The following is a 19,200-nucleotide window of genomic DNA, read 5'->3' on the forward strand; positions in this document are numbered from 1 at the left end:
CAACATAAATCAATTTATTCAAATAATTACCTTTATGTTGATTTATCTATTTTTTTCATACGAAACTTTACACTATCTACAATATAGTAACTTTATTTAAATTTACATCTAATCCTTTGAATACATCTTGACCTTATAAATTTAACTATTTCAAGGTGATTTATATTACAAAGTGATTGAGTAATTAGAATAAAAAAGAGCCAATAACAATGATTTTACTCATATGTTATCGGCTCTGCGTCTTAGCGTCTGGCTCTTTAATAACTGATATATTTAGTTGTTTTACATTTATTATTGTTTCTTGTTTACACTTGGGACAAAATAATGGGAAGTTTTCAAGCACAGTATCAACACCTATCTTGACCCTTGTTTTATTGCCACAGATTGGGCATAATATCCACTCGTATTTAGACACTCTATCATCCCCTTAATTTATGATGTTTTTTACTACTATAATTTTTAAATTCCTGCAACCATTAAGATACTTTTATATACTCTACCTTTATTATATAATTTGACATTTAACTTTAATTGCTTTTTAAATTTGATATCTTTCTTTTACTTTGTTTTATCTATAGCTTTTTTCATAGCCTTGCTAACTTCTTTATCAACTGATTCTTGATAAATGTCAGCATAAGTTTTGGAATCTTTGATTAAATCGTCACAGAAAGCTGCTACGTCATTACCAGTTACTTCTAATACGCCTTTTCCTAATGCTGCACCTTCTTCAAAAAGATCAACAATCCCAGAGAGTAAATCTGTTCCTTCAGTTAGTTCAACAGGACCTACCTTAAAAAGATATTTTTGGATTTCTTTATAAACAATTTGATAATCTTTTGGTAGCGATTTAACACGGGCTACGTGTGCTCGCCATTCTTTTTTACCTTCAATGATATCTTGTATTTTCATTTTATCCTCCTATTTACCTAATTTTTTAGCTATATTATTATTAAGTTGCTTTCTCCACTTGTCTCGATAATAATCTGAATCTTCTTTACCAACTAAAGCTGAGCAAAATCCTTTGATATCCTCACCTAAAGCTTCTTGTACGCTCTGCTCATCAGCAGCTGTTTCTTCTAGCAATCCAAGTACACCATCAAGAATTGGTATTAAGTTTCTACCAGTAAAATCTGAATACTGCCAAAAATTAGCCTTAATTTCTTCCCATGCTGCTTGATAATCAGCTGGTAGCCTTTGAGCTCGTGATTCAAAGGCCTTAAGTTCTTTAGTCATGTCGCTTCCCGTAATTTTCTCCCAAAAATTCATAATTTCATCTCCTTTAATTCATTGATTTTTGATGATACAAATTCCCATTTTTCCCAGAACCTCTGTAGTTCCTCACGTCCTGCATCATTAAGAGTGAAAAACTTTCGTGGAGGTCCCATATCAGATGGTCTTTTTGTGCTTTCAACCAATTTATTTTTTTCAAGCCTTACTAGTATTGTATAAACTGTTCCATCTACAACATCAGTAAATCCAAGGGCATTAAGCCTTTTAGTAATTTCATATCCGTATATTTCCTCATGGCTGATAATTTCAAGAACACAACCTTCTAGTACTCCTTTTAACATTTCCGTGATATTTTCCAAACAGGTCACCTCTTCACTATCTAGTATTACTGGTATTTAGTATTACTTACTACTACTATATAGTAACACTTAATAGTGGTAGTGTCAATATAATATATTTATTTTTTTTAGCTATAAATTTCATCTAATTATTTATAAACCTAGTAAAATCAATAGTTTAAAAGGGTCTCACGTTTCGTTATATCCTTTGTAAAAATAAAAGATGTGTTAAAATTGCCAACTTAAAAGGAAGTCGCGAAACGCGACTCCCCTTACTCTATTGATATTTTTATTAATTAATCTCGTATTAGTTTTTTCTTCTAACATTTTTTAAGTTTCTCGCATGTAATATATCATTCAATACAAGTATATCCTCTATAAGGCCCTCCTGAATGCATGTTTATAACAACCTCTAGGATTATTTATTCCAAGTCCATCAGCTTTAAAAATCTTCGATAATAATTAATTTTTAGAATAATCTAACCTGATCAACTTCTTCTATATCAAACTTTGCTGATATTAAGCTTTCTTTTTCAGCTTCTTCTTCTCCTTTTTTTATGTTCTCGTTTTAAGTAAGACTTATCGATATTTAAGTTTAATTTTATAGAGAAGGAAGATACTAAAAAAGCTATTTAATGTTTAATATTTAACACAAAATATTAAGGATACTATGAATTGAGACAAACAAATATATTATTAAACTTAATTTATTATAGCAAAAGCCTAAGGCGTTAGAGCCTTTATAATATTAGCTTTGGCCTCTTTATTTTTATATATAGGTTTTTACTTATCATTAATATATAATTCTCGTATTTCATTTATATAAAAATTAGTACTATAATTTAAGCATAGAGATTGTTAAAAACAAAACAATATTTTGGAGGTATTTTATGGGATATAATCTATCATTACAAGAAGTAAATGCTTTATTTGAAGAGTTAAAGAAAGAATATAAGATTTATGCACCAAAGAGATTTGAAAAACAAGGTAGATATTCTGATACAGATATAATTAAATATAGTGAAGTTTCTAATGTAGAAGAAATTGAGTTTATAGAAAAATCTGATTATCCAGTTAAGGAGGTTATAACTCCTATCACTCAAACTCTGTATTATTTCACTGAAAATGAATTTAGAGAAAGTTCTGTAGGTCATAACAAGAAATTATTAATTTTTGCTAGACCTTGTGATATTAATGCTCAAAGAAGACAGGATATGATTTATCTACATAATGGTAACTTTGAAGATACTTTCTATAAAAGAATAAGAGACAGAGTTAAATTTGTTTGCATTGAATGTGTTGAAGGTTTTGATACTTGTTTCTGTGTATCAATGAATAGTAATAAAACTGATGATTATTCATTAGCTGTAAGATTTAATGGCTCCTCTTTACTTTTCAATGTAAAAGATACTGAATTCACTAAATATTTTGAAGGTAAAACTGAAGAAAAATTTGAACTTAAGTTTATTGAAGAAAATGAAGCTAAAGTAACAATTCCTGAAATTAATGATAAGGAGACATTAATAAAACTTAAGAATCACCCAATGTGGGAAGAATATAATAAAAGATGCATTGGTTGTGGAAGCTGTACATTGGCTTGTAGTACATGCTCTTGCTACACTACTCGTGATATTGTATATGATCCTGCTGGAAAAATTGGTGAAAGAAAAAGAGTTCAAGCATCTTGTCATGTAGATGGTTTTGATGAAATGGCTGGTGGTCATAAATTTAGAACTACTAAAGCAGATAAAATGAGATATAAAGTTCTTCACAAAATACATGATTATAAAGCTCAATTTGGAGATGAACATATGTGTGTTGGTTGCGGTAGATGTACTGATAGATGTCCAGAACATATTTCAATTACAGCTACAATAAATAAAGTAAATAATGCAGTAAATGAAATTATGGAGGGAAAATAATATGGGAAACAATATATTAACACCTAAGTCATATGAAATTATTAGTATTACTCACGAAACTAATTTAGAATATACTTTTAGAGTTGCAACAGATATAGTTCCAGAGCATGGACAATTCTTACAACTATCACTTCCTAAGATTGGTGAGGCTCCTATTTCTGTTAGTGGATTTGGATTAGGTTATATGGATTTTACAATAAGAGCTGTAGGAAAAGTAACAGATGAAATTTTCAAATTAAAACCTGGAGATAGTATCTTTTTAAGAGGAGCTTATGGTAAGGGTTGGCCAGTTGAAAAATTTAAAAATAAAAATTTAATTATAGTTGCTGGTGGTACAGGAGTTGCCCCTGTAAGAAGTATGATTAACAAATTTTATTCTGAAGATAATTATGTAAAATCCTTAAATCTAGTATTTGGATTTAAAAATACAGATGGAATATTATTTAAAAATGAATTAGATAAATGGAAAGATAAATTTAATACTATATATACATTAGATAGTGAAGTAAAAGAAGGCTGGGAACAAGGGCTTGTAACAAAACATTTATCTAAACTACCTTTAAATTCTTTCGGTGATAACTATGAAGTTGTTATAGTTGGACCACCAATAATGATGCATTTTACTGCTCTTGAAATGCTTAAGCTTGGAGTTCCTGAAGAAAAGATTTGGGTATCCTTCGAAAGAAAAATGTCCTGTGCAGTTGGTAAATGTGGACATTGTAGAATAGATGAAACTTATGTTTGTTTAGAAGGACCTGTATTTAACTATACTAAGGCTAAATCATTATTAGACTAGGAGGATATTTTTTATGAATCATGATATAGATATTAAAAAGGTTAGATTAAATTGTTATCGTCAATCAAAAGTTCCTGGAGAATTTATGCTTCAATTACGTGTACCAGGTGGTCTTATTAATGCTAAATATCTAAGTGATGTTCAATATATTGCAGAAACTTATGGTAATGGTACTTTCCACATGGGAACAAGACAAATGTTTTGCATACCAGGAATTAAATATGAAAATATTCCTTCTGTTAATAAGTATATTGCTAATTACCTAAAAGAAGTTGAAATTGATGAATGTAATTGTGATATGACTGTTGATGAAAATGGATATCCAACTATAGGTGCTAGAAATGTTATGGCATGTATTGGTAACTCTCATTGTATAAAGGGAAATGCTAACACTAAGGAATTAGCAAATAAAATAGAAAAATTAATTTTCCCTTCACATTATCACATTAAAGTATCAGTTGCAGGATGTCCAAATGATTGTGCTAAAGCTCATTTCCAAGACTTTGGTGTAATTGCTCAATCAAGAATGGAATATCACCCTGAAAGATGTATTGGATGTGGAGCATGTGTAAAAGCTTGCGAACACCACGCAACTAGAGTTCTAAGCTTAAATAAAAATGGACTTGTAGATAAAGATCCTTGTTGCTGCGTTGGATGTGGTGAATGTGTATTAGCTTGTCCTGCAAGTGCTTGGACAAGAAGTCCTAAAAAATTCTACAGAGTTGTTATTGGCGGAAGAACTGGTAAGCAAACTCCTAGAATGGGGAAAACTTTCTTAAACTTCGTTACTGAAGATGTTGTATTAGGAATGTTTGCAAACTGGCAAAAATTCTCTGCTTGGGCATTAGATTATAAACCAGAATACTTACATGGTGGACACTTAATAGATAGAGCCGGATATCATAAATTTAAAGAAATTATTTTAGATGGTGTTGAACTTAACCCTGAAGCTTTAGTTGCAGAAAATATTTTCTGGGCTGAAACAGAATATAGATCAAACTTTAATGTTAAACCAATTGAAAAACATAAAACTATAGAATTAAATAGAGAAATTAAAAACTATTAGAAAAAAAGAAAATCTTCCTAAAGCTATAGGGAGATTTTCTTTTTTAGTAATTTAAATATCTCTTACCTTTTGCTCTATTTCCTCTGAAGTAGTATTTAATAAAAATGCTAGTTCAAAAAATAGTATATTTTAACCCTTATAATTATACATAACTTTTAATTTATAGTTTATCTAATTAAATGATGAATTATAATAAGCTCTTGCAATTGTAGGCGAAGGCTCATATTCTCTCTGGAATAGTGTTATAATCAAAATCTTCAACTTTAATTTGCTTTGTTATAAGCTTTTTTCTATAATTAAGTGCTATAGATCTTGTTTTGACATTTACATAAGTATCATAACTTCCTCTTGAAATATTATATTTATCACTATCTTTCCATAAGGCTAAAAACACATCGCTTACACAATCTTCAATATCTTCATTAGCTCCAACATCTTTAAGAATTCTTTTTACATAGAAAAATACTCTATTAAAATATTTTTCATAGATTTCGTCAATATTTTTATCCACTCTTTTTCCCTCCTCATATAGTAATACAAATAATATTTCAAATCCTCGCGTTTTTTTCTTAATTTTACCATAAATAAGAATATGTATTAAGCTTTTTAATTTACATACTGATATGCTTAATTTACGAATTCTTAATATTTTCATATACGTAAAATCCCTATTCATTTGTTTTAAAATGTTTAAAAGAAAGTAAGCTACAGCCTTTATACTTAGTATATTTGAAACAATGTGTGCTTAAGGAGCATCAGGGGTATAACGTAGAATTATAAAAAGTCATGTATTACAAGCAAAGTTTGTTACACATGACTTTTCTAATATCTACTTATTTATATAATAATTAAAAATGTTCACGATTTTAATAGTGTTCACTCTTATCTAGAACATAAAAGATGACATCACATTTTTATATCCTACTGAATTAACATATTTGGTGATTATTTTTTCAGTCTTCTCCTGAATATCTTGTAATCTGTCAAACCATGAAACTTATATTATATCTTTACCTTTTACAATTTCTCTATTCTTTACATGTACATATGTCAATGTTTTATATTATTTTCTTGCAAACAAAATGGAAGCTCTAGATTGTTAGCTTCTAAAAGCTTTTTATCAGTAAGAATATCTTTTGTATTTCCATCTTTAATAATTTTCCCATCTGACATAAGAATAGTACGATTGCAGGTATCTAAAATCATGTCTAAATCGTGAGAAGCAATAATCTTTAAGTGCTGAAATTCATTTAGTATATTAATTAAATTTCTTCTATTCTTAGGATCTAAAGCAATAGAGGGTTCATCCATTAAAATAATATCTGGTGTCATAGAAAATATTGTTGCTATAGATACAAGTTTTTTTTCACCACCAGAAAGTTTATGTATCTTTTTATTCTTAAGATTATTAATATGAACCATATTCAAGGCATTTTCTACTCTCTTTTTAACTTCCTCTTCTGAAAGTCCATAATTACGTGGTGCAAAGGCTATATCTTCATATACATTAGACATAAATAGTTGATTATCAGAATCTTGAAATACATATCCTATTCTTTCTCTAATTATACTTAAAGTATTCTTCTCTACTGGAATATTTTCTACTCTAATGCTACCTTCATAATTTAAATTTAATCCTACTAATAACTTCAATAAAGTTGATTTTCCAACTCCATTAGATCCAATAATACCTATAGAATCATTTTCCTTTGCAGTAAAGGTAATATTTTTAAGTATTGGTTGTTCTTTTTCATAAGAAAAACATAGATTTTCTACATTTATATGAATATGGCTCATATCTTCCTCCTAAATAAATATATTTCCTACTATCTGTAATATAGAGAAAAACCTCATAGTACCAAGTATAACTATCCATATAATAAAATAAATATAATCTTTTTCATTATATCTAATTTTATAAGAATAATAAAACTTACCAGAATATCCACGTAAACACATACTTTCGTATATATTTTCTGCTTTATCTATACTTCTAAGTAATAGTTGTCCTATAAGGGAACCCCAAACCTTATAATTTATCCCTTTCTGATTAGGGGCACGTAAGCTATATGATTCTGTAATTTTATTTGCTTCCTTAAGTAATACTGTCACATATCGATAAATAAACAAAATTTCAGTTATGAATATCTTTGGTATATGAATTTTATCCATTGCATAGCAGATTTTTTCAATAGTTGTTGTAGCAATTAATAGATAAGATGCTAAGATAGTTAAGATTCCTTTAATTATCATTGTAATCATAGAGATTATTCCTCCAGAAATACTAATACCATTTATATTAATTAGTATTTTACTATCAAAAAATGGATTGAATATCCCCATAAGGAATACAAATGATAATACTATTTTCAATTTCCTTAAGCTATCTTTTAACGATATATCACAAGTTATTAAAAGGAATATTGGATAAATACTCATTCCTATAACTCCACCTAGGTTATATTTATCAATAGATACAACTAAAGAAATATAAGTAACTGTTAAAATAAATTTAATTGATGGATGAATCTTATTTACCAAGTAATCTCTATTTGCTAAATCCTCTATACCTTGGATTTCATAAAGTGCTTTATTTAATTTATTCAATTTATGAATTCTTTTCTAAAAAATTTAAATAAATAACATCCACCTATACAGATAAAGGCAACTACTACTCCTCCAATAATTCCTGATAAAGATGTACCTATAGCTAAATCAGAATCTTTAAAATTATAATCAGGTAACACTGAAGTAGTTTCTTGTACTTTTTCAAAACTATCATATACTTCACCTGATACTTCTATTTCAGTAGAATTTGTAATCTTTTCAATAGACCATTCTAATCCATCTGGATACTCAGAAGCTACAAGTGAAACTCCTCCTGCTATTAAAATTGTAAGTAATGAGAATATAACCATCACTTTTCTAAATGAAATTCTTCCTATTTTTTTGTTTAAGGATTTATCTATGCTCCATAGTAATTCTGGTCTAGCTTCATATATAAAACATAGAACAGCTGCAGTAATGAGCCCTTCTATAAGTCCAATTACTAAGTGTATTGGTTGCAAAACTGAAATAAAAGTTAAAAATGGTAAATCACTAATTCCTGATCCTAGTGTTTCAATTGCAACAGAAAAAGCACCTATTTGTAATGTAAGTATAGACCCAATTATTGATGCTAAAATAATTTTACCTTTGGAAGCTCCGTTCTTCATAATTGGCTTCCATATTAATAAACATCCAATAAAACATCCATAAAATGCTATATTCCATATATTGCAACCTAATGCCAGTATCCCCCCATCAGCAAACATTAAGCATTGTATAGCTAAAACCCCAATCATTGTAATAAATCCTGCAAATGGTCCTAATATGGCAGATAGTAAAATACCTCCACAAAGATGTCCAGAAGAGCCTGTTCCTGGAACTGTAAAATTAATCATCTGGGTTGCAAATACAAATGCTCCCATAACTCCCATTACAGGGATTTTTTTAGGCTCATTTTCTATTCGTATCTTTTTTATTGAATAACCTGCTGCTATTGCAGAACATCCATACATTAATCCAGCCACAGTAGGATTAACAAGTGCATCCGCCATATGCATAAATAAACCTCCTCTTTATAAAATTAACTTCGATTTAATAAGGATATCAATTATTTTGATATCCTTATTAAACTAAGAATTATTCTGCCAGTACGTTTACTTCCTTATATTTCTTTAAGTCTATATAAAGTTCATCCTTATATGGATTACGCTTTGTTTTTTTAGCTTTATAAATCATATATATAGCAACACCAATATTAGAAAGAAGTGCTAATAAACTGAAAATAAATAAATAGTTTTCATTATAGGTAGATGAAACAGCAAATTTACCTTTATCAATAAATGCTGGAAATGTCTGTGCAAACATACACCATAATGCTAATGTTTGTGCACGGTGTTGAAGCCATGCACCTTTTCCTATAGTAAAAGCACATACTGTTGGTGCAAGTAATAGTGCAAACCCACAATACCATGAATGTCCTGGTAAAGCATTATAAGTATAAGCAAAATTCCATAAATCATAAGCTATTATCCAAAACCAAAGCATATCGGGCCATAGCATATCCTGACTTCTATCTTTATTAGTTTTTTTACGAATACATATACCAAGCCATCCTGTAATTGTAATAATATTTAAAATCCCTGCAATTGCATTCATAAAGTTCCAAGGACCACCTAAGACATACATACTTCCATCTTCAAGAATTCCACCTCCAGCATATTGAAGTCCAACTTGAATATCACGTGTAACTGCTTCTAAAATATTAATTGCAAGAATTAGCGGTGGAAAGCATAATGCTAGCTTATTATCTGCCAATCTCCACTCTTTCACTGTGCTTTTACTTTTACCATGTAAATGTCTTATGCACCAAAACCCAATACATCCTGCTACTGCTGAGTACACCTTAGCCAAATGAAACCAATCTGTATAAGTAGTATCTTTTAATACTGTAAACCATAATATAGATAGTCCAATTGGTAATACTACAAAACATAAAACCCCCCCAAATTTAGAACGCCTTGAAAATTCATTTAATATAAATAAAATTAAAAATACTGCAATCCAAACACCCCATACTGAAAATAAGGATGCTCCTCCTTCATAGTTAAAACTAAACATAATCTTTCCCCCTATTATAGTTATTCATTTTTAATAACAAACAATTTCTTTTATATAAAACTCTTTCCCGCTTAATATTTCACAGTTTTTACTTTTGCAATTAGGGCATATTCCTTTATCAAAGATTATATTAAATACATTATTGCAACTTTTACACAAAGCATTAGCTGGTAATATTTCAATTTCTAATTCTGAACCTTCTAATATAGTACCTACAATTGAAGCAGGATATAAACTCTTCATATATTTAGGAATCATTGAAGAGAGTTCTCCAATTTGCAAAACTAATGTATCTATTTTTTTTACATTATTGACTTTTGCAAATTTTTCTACGCTCTTAACAACTTCAATTAAAACCCCTATTTCATGCATATAGACTCTCCTCTATTTATAAATAGTAAAATATAATATTATTTGTTTGACTTGAATATATTTATAGCTTTTTTAATAGCTATTTTCCCCTTACGTTTAAGAACTTGCTTAACAATTACAGGTTTTAAATTTTCATATGCTACTCCTTCTCCATCATATTTTCTAACAAGTGATATAGCATCAAACTTACATCTTGTTACACATGCTCCACAGCCTACACATAAAAATTCATCTACAACAGTAGCACCACAGCTAAGACAACGTTCTGTTTCTTTCTTTATTTGATCTTCTGTAAAAGTTCCTCGTAAATCCTTAAATGTTTCTTTTGATTCTTTTCCATCGCTATGGCTTGCCTTTTGTCTTGGAAAATTATTATATCCCTTAAGTTCAATATTTTGTTTATCTAATGAGCGATATTCTTTTCTATCTCTTCCTATAATTAAACTTTGACCTTGATTAACATAACGGTGTATTGAAATAGCTCCTTCTTTACCTGCTGCAATGGCATCAATAGCGAATCTTGGTCCTGTAAATGCATCTCCACCAACAAATACATCTAATTCTCCTGTTTGATAGGTAAAAGGATCTGCCTTAATTGTATTGTTAGGATTAATTTCTATATTGCTATCTGAAATTAAATTTCCTAAGTCAATTGACTGCCCTACAGAAAGCAGCACTGTATCTGCTTTTACAAATAATATATCGTTTTCATCATAAATTGGATTGAATCTCTTATTTTCATCAAAAACTGATATACATTTTTTAAATTCTACCCCAGTAACTTTTCCATTTTCTGTAACAATAGCCTTTGGCCCCCAAGAATTATTTATATTAATTCCTTCTGATAAGGTTTCTTCAATTTCCTCATTAAGAGCTGGCATTTCATCTCTTGTTTCAAGACAAAATATATCAACTTTTTCTGATCCTACTCTTTCAGCAGTTCTTGCAACATCTATTGCAACATTACCACCACCTATAACAACTACATTTCCGTTTAGTTTTACATCTTCACCTAAGTTAACACTGCGTAGGAAATCTACTCCAGCCATTACTCCATCAGCATTTTCTCCTTCGACACCTATTTTTCTACCTGACTGAGCTCCAACTGCAATATAGAAAGCTTCATACCCTTGCTTTCTCAATTCTTTTAAACTTATGTCTTTTCCAACTTCAATTCCATTCTTAAACTCAACATCTAATTCTTTTAATATATCAATTTCTGCATTAACTACATCTTTTTCTAGTCTAAAGGATGGGATACCAAGTGTTAACATTCCACCAAGTACTTTTTGTTTTTCAAATACTGTTACCTTATAACCCTCAAAAGCTAAGAAAAATGCACAAGAAAGACCAGCAGGTCCTGCTCCTACTATAGCTATTTTCTTATCATAGTCATGTTTAATTTTAGGCACATAACGATTTTCTGTATTTAAGTCTTGATCTGCAATAAATTTTTTAATTTCATCTATAGCTATTGGATCATCAATATCTCCTCTGGTACATTCTGATTCACATTTCCTTGGGCATATACGTCCACATACTGCTGGAAATGGATTTTCATGCTTTATTAATTCAAGAGCTTCTTTATATCTTCCTTGAGAAGCTAGTTTTATATATCCTTGAATAGCAATATGAGCAGGACACTCTGTTTTACAAGGGCTTGTTCCACTTTCTACAACATTTTTTCTATTAATTCTATAATCTGGATTCCATTTATCTTCTCCCCACTCTGTATCTCGTGGAGTCTCAATTTTTTTAACAGGAAGTGGTTTTGTTGAGCATAATTTTTGACCTAATTGTAGTGCGTTAACGGGACAATTTACAACACATTCTCCGCAAGCAACACATTTTTCTTTGTTTACACTTGAAACATAATTAGAACGCACCATATCAACATTTTTAAACATTCCAGCAGTTCTTAATGAAAGACAAGAACAACCACAACAATTGCAAATTGCATGAGTCTTTCCTGAGCCATCAAGGTTTGGTATTTGATGCATTAAACCATTTTCTTCAGCTTTTTTAATTATTTCAAAAGCTTCCTCACGAGTAATTTCTCGTCCCCTTCCTGTACGAATATAATATTCTGCAGCATGTCCCATTTGAATACACATATCTTCTGCTAAATGACCGCATCCTTCTCCCATTACTTTTCTTGCTGTACGGCATGAGCAATCTGATACTGTGAAAATATCGTTTTCATTAAGATATTTAGAAACTTCCTCATAAGAAGCTTTTCTAGTTTCTCCATCTATAGCTTGCTCTATAGGTATAACACGCATTAAACCTACTCCTACTGGGAAAGCACCTGTAGTCTTTGGTCCTCTTACTCTTCCATATGCTTCAAAAGCTTCTGCAATTTGAGGATATTTGTTAACGTTTTCCTTGTTATTAACCATCATCTCCATAATTCCTGGAACCCATGTGTCATACCAGTAGGTATCAATCCCGTTAATAGTATTTACAAAACAGATACCTGCAACAGCTAAATCCCATAATAACTTTGCTGTTTCATCTACAGATTTACAACATAAAGGAGCAAGTTCTTCTGCCGTAGCTTTTTTACGTATCTTCATACAAAGTGCTACTTCTGCCATTTCCTCTGTAACAACAGGCTCTAAAATTAAATATTCTGGATCTTCTGGCCTTATTTCATTTTTTGACCCACGTTTTTTCCCACTAATATGATTAGCAAGATCCAACACCTTTTCTTTTACCATTTCTATCCTCCTAGTCTAATAATATTAATTTTCATTCCATTCTTTAATTTCTTTTCTAAGCCACTCTGCAAATTTATCAATACCTTCACCTGTTCTTGCAGATATAGGAATAATTTCAATATTAGGATTTAACTTTTTTACACGTTCAATGCAAACTTCCAAGTTGAAATCAAAATAATTAATAACATCCATTTTGTTAATTAGTAACACATCAGCAATTGAAAACATTAAAGGATATTTTAGTGGTTTATCATCTCCTTCGGGAACACTTAAAATCATGGCATTTTTTGATGCTCCGGTATCAAATTCTGCTGGACATACCAGATTACCTACATTTTCTAAAATAGCAAAATCAATATCTTCTGTTTCTAAACCTTCTAAGCCTTGTTTTGTCATATCTGCATCAAGATGACACATTCCCCCTGTATGTAATTGAATAACTTTTGCTCCAGTTTTAGAAATAGTATGAGCATCAACATCTGAATCAATATCTGCTTCCATAACTCCTATTTTTACTTCATTTTTTAATGTATTAATTGTTTTTGTAAGAGTAGATGTTTTACCTGAACCTGGTGATGACATTAAATTTAGTAAAAATATTTTCTTTTTTCTAAGTTCTTCTCTTAATAAATTAGCTTGATGGTCATTGTCTTCAAAAACACTTTGTTTAATTTCGAGAATTCTAAAATTCTCCATATGCTTATCCTCCTTCATTATAAAGAATATTTAATTTAAACTTTTAATTGTATTCTTAAATTCTTTTTTATTTCTAATATTAATTCTATGAAATACTCTTTATTTAATAAAAATTTTTAGATCATATTAATCTGGTATGACCAGATTAATAATCTTGATAAAATTTTAACATGATTATTAATACAAAGTCAATATATTCCTTTAATGCTAATATATGTTTGAAACAATCTTAAGATATTTACTTTTTATTGATTTTGGAATAATATTGAAATAGAATTATAATCGGTATTTGGTTGAACCAGATTCAGCTTAGAGAGGTGCATTTTATGATAGAATTTTCAAAATTAAATTCTCCAACATTAAAAGATTTATTTATTAAAGAACTAGAAAATATGATTTTATCTGGAAAACTTCAAATTGGTGAAAAGCTTCCTTCGGAAAGAGAACTTGCTAAGTCTATGCAAGTAAGTAGAGCTGTTGTTAACTCTGGAATTTCAGAGTTATCTAGGAAAGGATTTTTAAATATAAAACCAAGGATCGGTGCTTTTGTAGCTGATTATCGTAGAAATGGAACTATGGAAACACTAATTTCTATTATGAAATATAATGGCGGAAGGTTAAGAGATGCAGAAATTCGTTCTATTCTTGAACTTCGTATAGCCTTAGATACATTAGCAGTAGAATTATGCATTCCAATAATTAAAGAAGATGAAATTGAGATATTAAAAGGATATGTTAATAAAATGAAAGAAACGGATTCTGTTGAAGCTGCATCTAAATTAGCATTTCAATTCCAACATGAATTGGCTTTTCTTTCTGGAAATACTCTTTTGCCATTAATTTTCCACTCATTTAAAGCGCCTATTTTATCGTTATGGGAACGTTTTTGTATATTATATGGTATAGATTCCTTAATAAATAATACATCTATTTTGTGTGATTACATAGAAAAGAAGGATGCTAAAAAAGCTATAGAATGTTTAACTACAAATATTAATGATACTATAAATGGTAATAGACAAATATATTATTAATTATTAATTATAAATGTTTAGGATACACTAAAATCAACAACTTAAAAGGACGTCGCGAAACGCGACGCCCCTTTAATTTAATAAATATTTTGCTTAAATAATTGATTTTCTAGTTACAAATCTATTTCTTTGTAACTGTAAATACATCAATATCATAGTATCCCCAGCTATGTTGAAGCTTAATCTTATTTTGTCCAGCATTTAAGTATACTGTGTCAAGATAAGCATCGGTAAAATTGTAGGATTGTTTTAATAATTTATCTCCACTATTGTTAGTGTTTACATAAAGAGTCGTATATTTGTCTCCATATTCAGACGCATATTGTACATTAATGTGATAATCACCTGATGATGGAACATTAACAGTTACTTCAATATAATCATTACTGTTATCAAATCCAGTTACGTATCCATTTCCTGAGTATCCAGAGCGTGAAGTGCTATTATAAACACCATTTTTACTTCCATTTTCAGCTTCTATTGTAAACTTAGTAGATCCCCCAGGTTCTTCTCCATTTCCAGGATTTCCAGGATTTGATCCTGTATATACTGAACAAATCTTTGATGTATTTTTTATGCCGTTTTTATGATTTAATAATATATTTCCCCACTCACTAAAAGAAGTTCCAGACCAATCATTAGATATATCAAGGTACTTCCATTGATCACCATTACCATACCAAGACCAGCCTATATATCCTACTGATTTTTCCTTGGAATAATTCATAATAGTATCTTCGTCAACATCACCATCTGTATGTCTTAATCCAAATTCACCTATAACTAGTGCTAAATTTTGATTTATAACATTATCTATATTAGATTTAACTGTGTTTGCATTTCCACCAGCATACTCATACATGTGTATTGAAAACATTGTATTTTTTTGAGAATCCGAATTAAACACTTCTTTTCCATAATCAGCTATAGATTTAGGATATTGTCCCCAACCTGCAGCATCAACCATAATAGTATTTTTGATTCCAGCAGCTCTTAATTTAGGAATTGCCTGTTTATATCCTTCTGCCCATTGCTTACCATCCCAAGTTCCATACCACTCATTTGCAATATTTAATATTACAGTAGATTCTTTTCCTATCAATGCATCTTTAATCCCTATCCAATAGTTAACTGCATTGTTTAACTTTGAAACATCATCAGCACCTGTAGCATCATGTACTTCTAAAACTACTACAAGCTTGTTTTGTTCACATAAAGAAATTATATTTTTTACAGTATTTATATTATCATATCCCCACTGATCGCCATCGCCAAGAGCAACTCTTACAGTGTTTGCACCAGTTTTTGCTATAGCAGGTATAGCTGTTGATTCCTGTCCTTTGTACCATGCATGTGCATGATTTATTCCTCTCATAATAAATTCATTTCCATTAGCATCATAAAGTTTAGTTCCATTTACATGAAACCCAGTATTAGAAGTAGCTGCATGTGCTGATATTTGCATTATTGATGTCAATGAAATTGTTTGAGCTAATACTAATGCACCCGCAATAATACACTTTTTAAACCTTTTTAAAAATCTACTCATTTTATCTCCTCCATATTAACTTTTAAAATTTTAATAGATTTAATTTATAAATTTTCATTTGTTCCTTAAAAGTATATTTTGTAGCCTACATTAAGTTAATATAACGCTTTTCTTGATTACGTTTACAAGAGATATAAATATCCTCATCTCCCTTCAATTTTTATTTCTTTTTTAGATTATCATAAATTCTTGTTAAATGATCATGTAATAGTTTACTCCTTAATAATGGTTTGAAATAGGTAATATTTGTATATGAAACTCATTTTTAAATAAAGCTCTGTTTTAAACTTAAGTTCAAACGAACATAAAAATCTCCCCCTATAGAAACAGTTTTATTATTTTAACTGTCTACTATAGGGGGAGTACTTCAAGTTGTCCACTTATAAGTTAGTTAGCTTAATATTAAGGTTATTAAATTTATTTTTTAAAACCATTATTACTTTCTATATTTTCTAAATGTCTTTTCTGAATCAAAATGAACATCTTTAGAAATGGCATTAAATCCACTAATTAAGTTGGCATTTTTTTCTCAATTGAATTTCCAATTATATTACCTGCAACTAAGCCTAATATCAATATAATTCCGCTTTATTCACTGTTTGATTTTCGTTTAGCTTAGGTTCATTAACTATAGTCTCTTCATTTTTATAACTTTCAACAACTATTTCTTCTATATCTAACTTAGATTTTTTCTTAGGTTTATCATCTTTTTTAGATTTATCTTCCTTCTTAACTTCATCTTCTTGTACTTTTAGAGTCTTTGTTAATGGTAAGCTATGCTTTTCTCTTATTGCATTTTCTACTTCAAGGGCTAGTTCTTTATTTTCTTTTAAATATGCCTTTGAGTTTTCTCTACCTTGTCCTAATCTTATATTATTATAAGAAAACCATGTACCACTTTTATCTATTATATTTTCATTAACAGCTATATCTAAAAGATTTCCTTCTTTTGAGATACCTTCGTTATACATAATATCAAATTCTGCTTGCTTAAATGGTGGAGCAACTTTGTTTTTTGTTACTTTTACTCTTGCTCTGCTTCCTAGAATGTTTTCTCCTATTTTTATAGTATCTATTTTTCTTATATCGAGTCTTACAGATGCATAGAATTTAAGTGCTCGTCCACCTGTTGTTGTTTCAGGATTTCCAAACATAATTCCAATTTTTTCTCTTAATTGATTTATAAATATTACAATACACTTAGATTTATTTATTGATGCTGTAAGTTTTCTTAATGCTTGTGACATTAATCTTGCTTGAAGACCTATATGTGAAGCTCCCATTTCTCCCTCTATTTCCGCTCTAGGAACAAGTGCTGCTACAGAGTCAACTACAAGTACATCCATAGCATTTGATCTTACAAGGGCTTCTGTTATTTCTAAAGCTTGCTCACCAGTATCTGGTTGACTCACTATTAAGTCATCAATATTTACTCCTAAGTTTTTTGCATAAGATGGGTCTAAGGCATGTTCAGCATCAATAAATGCCGCCACGCCACCTATCTTTTGTGCCTCTGCTATTATATGAAGAGCAATAGTAGTTTTACCTGAACTTTCAGGTCCATATACTTCTATTATTCTACCACGGGGAACTCCACCAACTCCTAAGGCTATATCTAATGCTAAGCATCCTGTTGATATAGTTTCTATATCCATTGTTGGATTAGACCCAAGTTTAATAACTGAGCCCTTTCCAAATTGTTTATCTATTTGTTTCATAACTGAATCTATTGCTAAAAGTTTTTCATCATTAATGTTCAAAAATTTTTCACCTCTAATTTAAATAATTTGTTTCCTTTAAATGTCCATTTACTATTTTACCTATTTCTTCAGGGGTAGTATCTAGAGAAAATGCTAGTTCTGAAAAAAGAATACTTTGAATATCTGCTAAAATCTTTTTATCCTTTTCATGAAATTTCTTTCCGTTCTTTTCTAAATTACTTTTAGTTCTCATTAAAGTGTTAGCTATCCCTACGATTTTTTTTCGATTTCCACTTTTTATAATCTCGCTATATACTTCTCCTCTTTCTCTATCTACTTCTATCCAATCTATACCTGGCTTTTTAAATGATTCTAGAAGTTCTTCTGCTTCTTCCTTTGTAAGAAGATCTAACATTGCCACCTTATCATTATCCACTGGAGTACTTATACTCAAATTCTTATCATTCATAGGATGTAAGATATAATATTGCTTTTTTACATGAGAAATTGTCTTTTCACATATATCATCTACCTTACAAATACCATGAACTGAATATAGAATTAAATCACCTTTCTTAAACATTTAAATACCTCCTGTTAAAAAGAAGTTTAGTAAACGTTTACTTATGTACATTTACAAAACTCCTGAATTTATTAGTTGCTATTCCTTTTATTAAATAAAACACACTAGAGCCACTAATATTATTTTATCACAAAAAAAATGATGGATGTAAGCAAAATTTTCACAAAATTTAAAAAGATATTTTTTAGTAATTAGTAATTGAAAAATCTAATCTTTTGTTATACACTATTACTATAAAATTTATATACTCAGAATAATTCTGAGAGAGGTTCGTAACCATCCCTCTATAAAAAACTAGGACCCTAATTTAATGTATTTTAAATTAGATTAATTTTGTTGTTTAAATTTCAATAAAATAATAAGCTAGATTTTTGTAAAGGGCTATTAGTAATTAATAGCTCTTTTTATATTCTAGTGTTTTATAGGTTTACTCTGTTAATATCTTTTTATAAATTACGTCTTTCTATTTTTAAGTGGACATATGTAAGTTTGTGTTTACTTGAATGAAGGATGAAATAGGTAAACTTAT

At 29.5% G+C, this 19,200-nt stretch carries 19 protein-coding genes and 1 riboswitch; of the genes, 4 read left to right on the forward strand and 15 right to left on the reverse strand.

Translation table 11 applies throughout. The features are described 5' to 3' along the window. Positions 1-226 precede the first annotated feature (226 nt). From I2A75_RS15930 to I2A75_RS15945, 4 genes are all read right to left on the reverse strand, one after another. On the reverse strand, positions 227-415 hold the full coding sequence (locus tag I2A75_RS15930; protein ID WP_195266402.1) for a cysteine-rich KTR domain-containing protein: 189 nt from the start codon (positions 413-415) through the stop codon (positions 227-229). Positions 416-558: 143 nt separating this feature from the next. Then, positions 559-909: a DUF1048 domain-containing protein gene (locus I2A75_RS15935; protein WP_195266404.1), complete on the reverse strand. Its 351-nt coding sequence runs from the start codon at positions 907-909 to the stop codon at positions 559-561. Positions 910-918: 9 nt separating this feature from the next. After that, a complete protein-coding gene (locus I2A75_RS15940) occupies positions 919-1,266 on the reverse strand; it encodes a DUF1048 domain-containing protein (RefSeq protein ID WP_195266406.1) in 348 nt (115 codons plus the stop codon). After that, entirely contained in the window at positions 1,263-1,589 is a 327-nt protein-coding gene (locus tag I2A75_RS15945) for a PadR family transcriptional regulator (RefSeq protein WP_195266408.1), read from the reverse strand. The genes I2A75_RS15940 and I2A75_RS15945 overlap by 4 nt, the downstream gene beginning before the upstream one ends. A gap of 869 nt (positions 1,590-2,458) precedes the next feature. On the opposite strand from I2A75_RS15945, the gene asrA reads away from it, so the two are divergent. The 3 genes from asrA to asrC are packed head-to-tail and all read left to right on the forward strand — an operon-like array spanning position 2,459 to position 5,352. Next, a complete protein-coding gene (gene asrA, locus I2A75_RS15950) occupies positions 2,459-3,490 on the forward strand; it encodes an anaerobic sulfite reductase subunit AsrA (RefSeq protein WP_195266410.1) in 1,032 nt (343 codons plus the stop codon). 1 nt (position 3,491) lies between these two features. Next, positions 3,492-4,286: an anaerobic sulfite reductase subunit AsrB gene (asrB, locus tag I2A75_RS15955; protein WP_195266412.1), complete on the forward strand. Its 795-nt coding sequence runs from the start codon at positions 3,492-3,494 to the stop codon at positions 4,284-4,286. A 13-nt stretch (positions 4,287-4,299) separates the two neighbouring features. Beyond that, a complete protein-coding gene (gene asrC / locus I2A75_RS15960; protein ID WP_195266414.1) occupies positions 4,300-5,352 on the forward strand; it encodes a sulfite reductase subunit C in 1,053 nt (350 codons plus the stop codon). Between the two features lie 220 nt (positions 5,353-5,572). Here asrC and I2A75_RS15965 read toward each other — a convergent pair whose 3' ends face one another. The 8 genes from I2A75_RS15965 to hypB form a co-directional block, all read right to left on the reverse strand. Further along, complete coding sequence (locus tag I2A75_RS15965) at positions 5,573-5,863, reverse strand: sigma factor (protein ID WP_195266416.1); 291 nt, start codon at positions 5,861-5,863, stop codon at positions 5,573-5,575. A gap of 539 nt (positions 5,864-6,402) precedes the next feature. Continuing rightward, the gene (locus I2A75_RS15970; protein WP_195266418.1) at positions 6,403-7,149 is read right to left on the reverse strand and encodes an ABC transporter ATP-binding protein; all 747 of its coding nucleotides are present in this window, start codon (positions 7,147-7,149) and stop codon (positions 6,403-6,405) included. 9 nt (positions 7,150-7,158) lie between these two features. Beyond that, on the reverse strand, positions 7,159-7,959 hold the full coding sequence (gene cbiQ, locus I2A75_RS15975; protein ID WP_195266420.1) for a cobalt ECF transporter T component CbiQ: 801 nt from the start codon (positions 7,957-7,959) through the stop codon (positions 7,159-7,161). Continuing rightward, positions 7,956-8,957 (reverse strand): energy-coupling factor ABC transporter permease, encoded by a 1,002-nt coding sequence (locus tag I2A75_RS15980; protein WP_195266422.1) that lies wholly within the window; start codon positions 8,955-8,957, stop codon positions 7,956-7,958. The genes cbiQ and I2A75_RS15980 overlap by 4 nt, the downstream gene beginning before the upstream one ends. Before the next feature lie 79 nt (positions 8,958-9,036). Further along, positions 9,037-10,017, reverse strand: coding sequence for a DUF5692 family protein (locus I2A75_RS15985; protein ID WP_195266424.1), 981 nt, complete (start codon positions 10,015-10,017; stop codon positions 9,037-9,039). Between the two features lie 30 nt (positions 10,018-10,047). Continuing rightward, a complete protein-coding gene (locus tag I2A75_RS15990; protein ID WP_195266426.1) occupies positions 10,048-10,389 on the reverse strand; it encodes a hydrogenase maturation nickel metallochaperone HypA in 342 nt (113 codons plus the stop codon). Positions 10,390-10,427: 38 nt separating this feature from the next. Beyond that, entirely contained in the window at positions 10,428-13,109 is a 2,682-nt protein-coding gene (locus tag I2A75_RS15995) for an FAD-dependent oxidoreductase (RefSeq protein WP_195266428.1), read from the reverse strand. Between the two features lie 24 nt (positions 13,110-13,133). Further along, positions 13,134-13,805 (reverse strand): hydrogenase nickel incorporation protein HypB, encoded by a 672-nt coding sequence (hypB, locus tag I2A75_RS16000; RefSeq protein WP_195266430.1) that lies wholly within the window; start codon positions 13,803-13,805, stop codon positions 13,134-13,136. A gap of 326 nt (positions 13,806-14,131) precedes the next feature. On the opposite strand from hypB, the gene I2A75_RS16005 reads away from it, so the two are divergent. Beyond that, on the forward strand, positions 14,132-14,839 hold the full coding sequence (locus I2A75_RS16005; protein WP_207733849.1) for a GntR family transcriptional regulator: 708 nt from the start codon (positions 14,132-14,134) through the stop codon (positions 14,837-14,839). A gap of 121 nt (positions 14,840-14,960) precedes the next feature. On the opposite strand, the gene I2A75_RS16010 is transcribed toward I2A75_RS16005, so the two are convergent. From I2A75_RS16010 to I2A75_RS16020, 3 genes are all read right to left on the reverse strand, one after another. Further along, complete coding sequence (locus I2A75_RS16010) at positions 14,961-16,388, reverse strand: cellulase family glycosylhydrolase (protein ID WP_195266432.1); 1,428 nt, start codon at positions 16,386-16,388, stop codon at positions 14,961-14,963. Between the two features lie 572 nt (positions 16,389-16,960). Then, positions 16,961-18,148, reverse strand: coding sequence for a recombinase RecA (gene recA / locus I2A75_RS16015; RefSeq protein ID WP_195266434.1), 1,188 nt, complete (start codon positions 18,146-18,148; stop codon positions 16,961-16,963). Between the two features lie 13 nt (positions 18,149-18,161). Then, entirely contained in the window at positions 18,162-18,671 is a 510-nt protein-coding gene (locus I2A75_RS16020) for a CarD family transcriptional regulator (protein ID WP_195266436.1), read from the reverse strand. A gap of 259 nt (positions 18,672-18,930) precedes the next feature. Beyond that, positions 18,931-18,975: riboswitch (PreQ1 riboswitch) on the forward strand. Positions 18,976-19,200 lie beyond the last annotated feature (225 nt).

This window comes from Clostridium sp. 1001275B_160808_H3 (genome assembly GCF_015550425.1).
Classification (GTDB): Bacteria; Bacillota; Clostridia; order Clostridiales; family Clostridiaceae; genus Clostridium.

Coding starts and splice junctions, on each gene's coding strand:
- I2A75_RS15935 (WP_195266404.1), bottom strand. CDS start 909: ATGAAAATACAAGATATCATTGAAGGTAAAAAAGAATGGCGAGCACAC.
- I2A75_RS15940 (WP_195266406.1), bottom strand. CDS start 1,266: ATGAATTTTTGGGAGAAAATTACGGGAAGCGACATGACTAAAGAACTT.
- asrA (WP_195266410.1), top strand. CDS start 2,459: ATGGGATATAATCTATCATTACAAGAAGTAAATGCTTTATTTGAAGAG.
- asrB (WP_195266412.1), top strand. CDS start 3,492: ATGGGAAACAATATATTAACACCTAAGTCATATGAAATTATTAGTATT.
- asrC (WP_195266414.1), top strand. CDS start 4,300: ATGAATCATGATATAGATATTAAAAAGGTTAGATTAAATTGTTATCGT.
- I2A75_RS15970 (WP_195266418.1), bottom strand. CDS start 7,149: ATGAGCCATATTCATATAAATGTAGAAAATCTATGTTTTTCTTATGAA.
- I2A75_RS15980 (WP_195266422.1), bottom strand. CDS start 8,957: ATGCATATGGCGGATGCACTTGTTAATCCTACTGTGGCTGGATTAATG.
- I2A75_RS15985 (WP_195266424.1), bottom strand. CDS start 10,017: ATGTTTAGTTTTAACTATGAAGGAGGAGCATCCTTATTTTCAGTATGG.
- I2A75_RS15990 (WP_195266426.1), bottom strand. CDS start 10,389: ATGCATGAAATAGGGGTTTTAATTGAAGTTGTTAAGAGCGTAGAAAAA.
- I2A75_RS15995 (WP_195266428.1), bottom strand. CDS start 13,109: ATGGTAAAAGAAAAGGTGTTGGATCTTGCTAATCATATTAGTGGGAAA.
- hypB (WP_195266430.1), bottom strand. CDS start 13,805: ATGGAGAATTTTAGAATTCTCGAAATTAAACAAAGTGTTTTTGAAGAC.
- I2A75_RS16005 (WP_207733849.1), top strand. CDS start 14,132: ATGATAGAATTTTCAAAATTAAATTCTCCAACATTAAAAGATTTATTT.
- I2A75_RS16010 (WP_195266432.1), bottom strand. CDS start 16,388: ATGAGTAGATTTTTAAAAAGGTTTAAAAAGTGTATTATTGCGGGTGCA.
- I2A75_RS16020 (WP_195266436.1), bottom strand. CDS start 18,671: ATGTTTAAGAAAGGTGATTTAATTCTATATTCAGTTCATGGTATTTGT.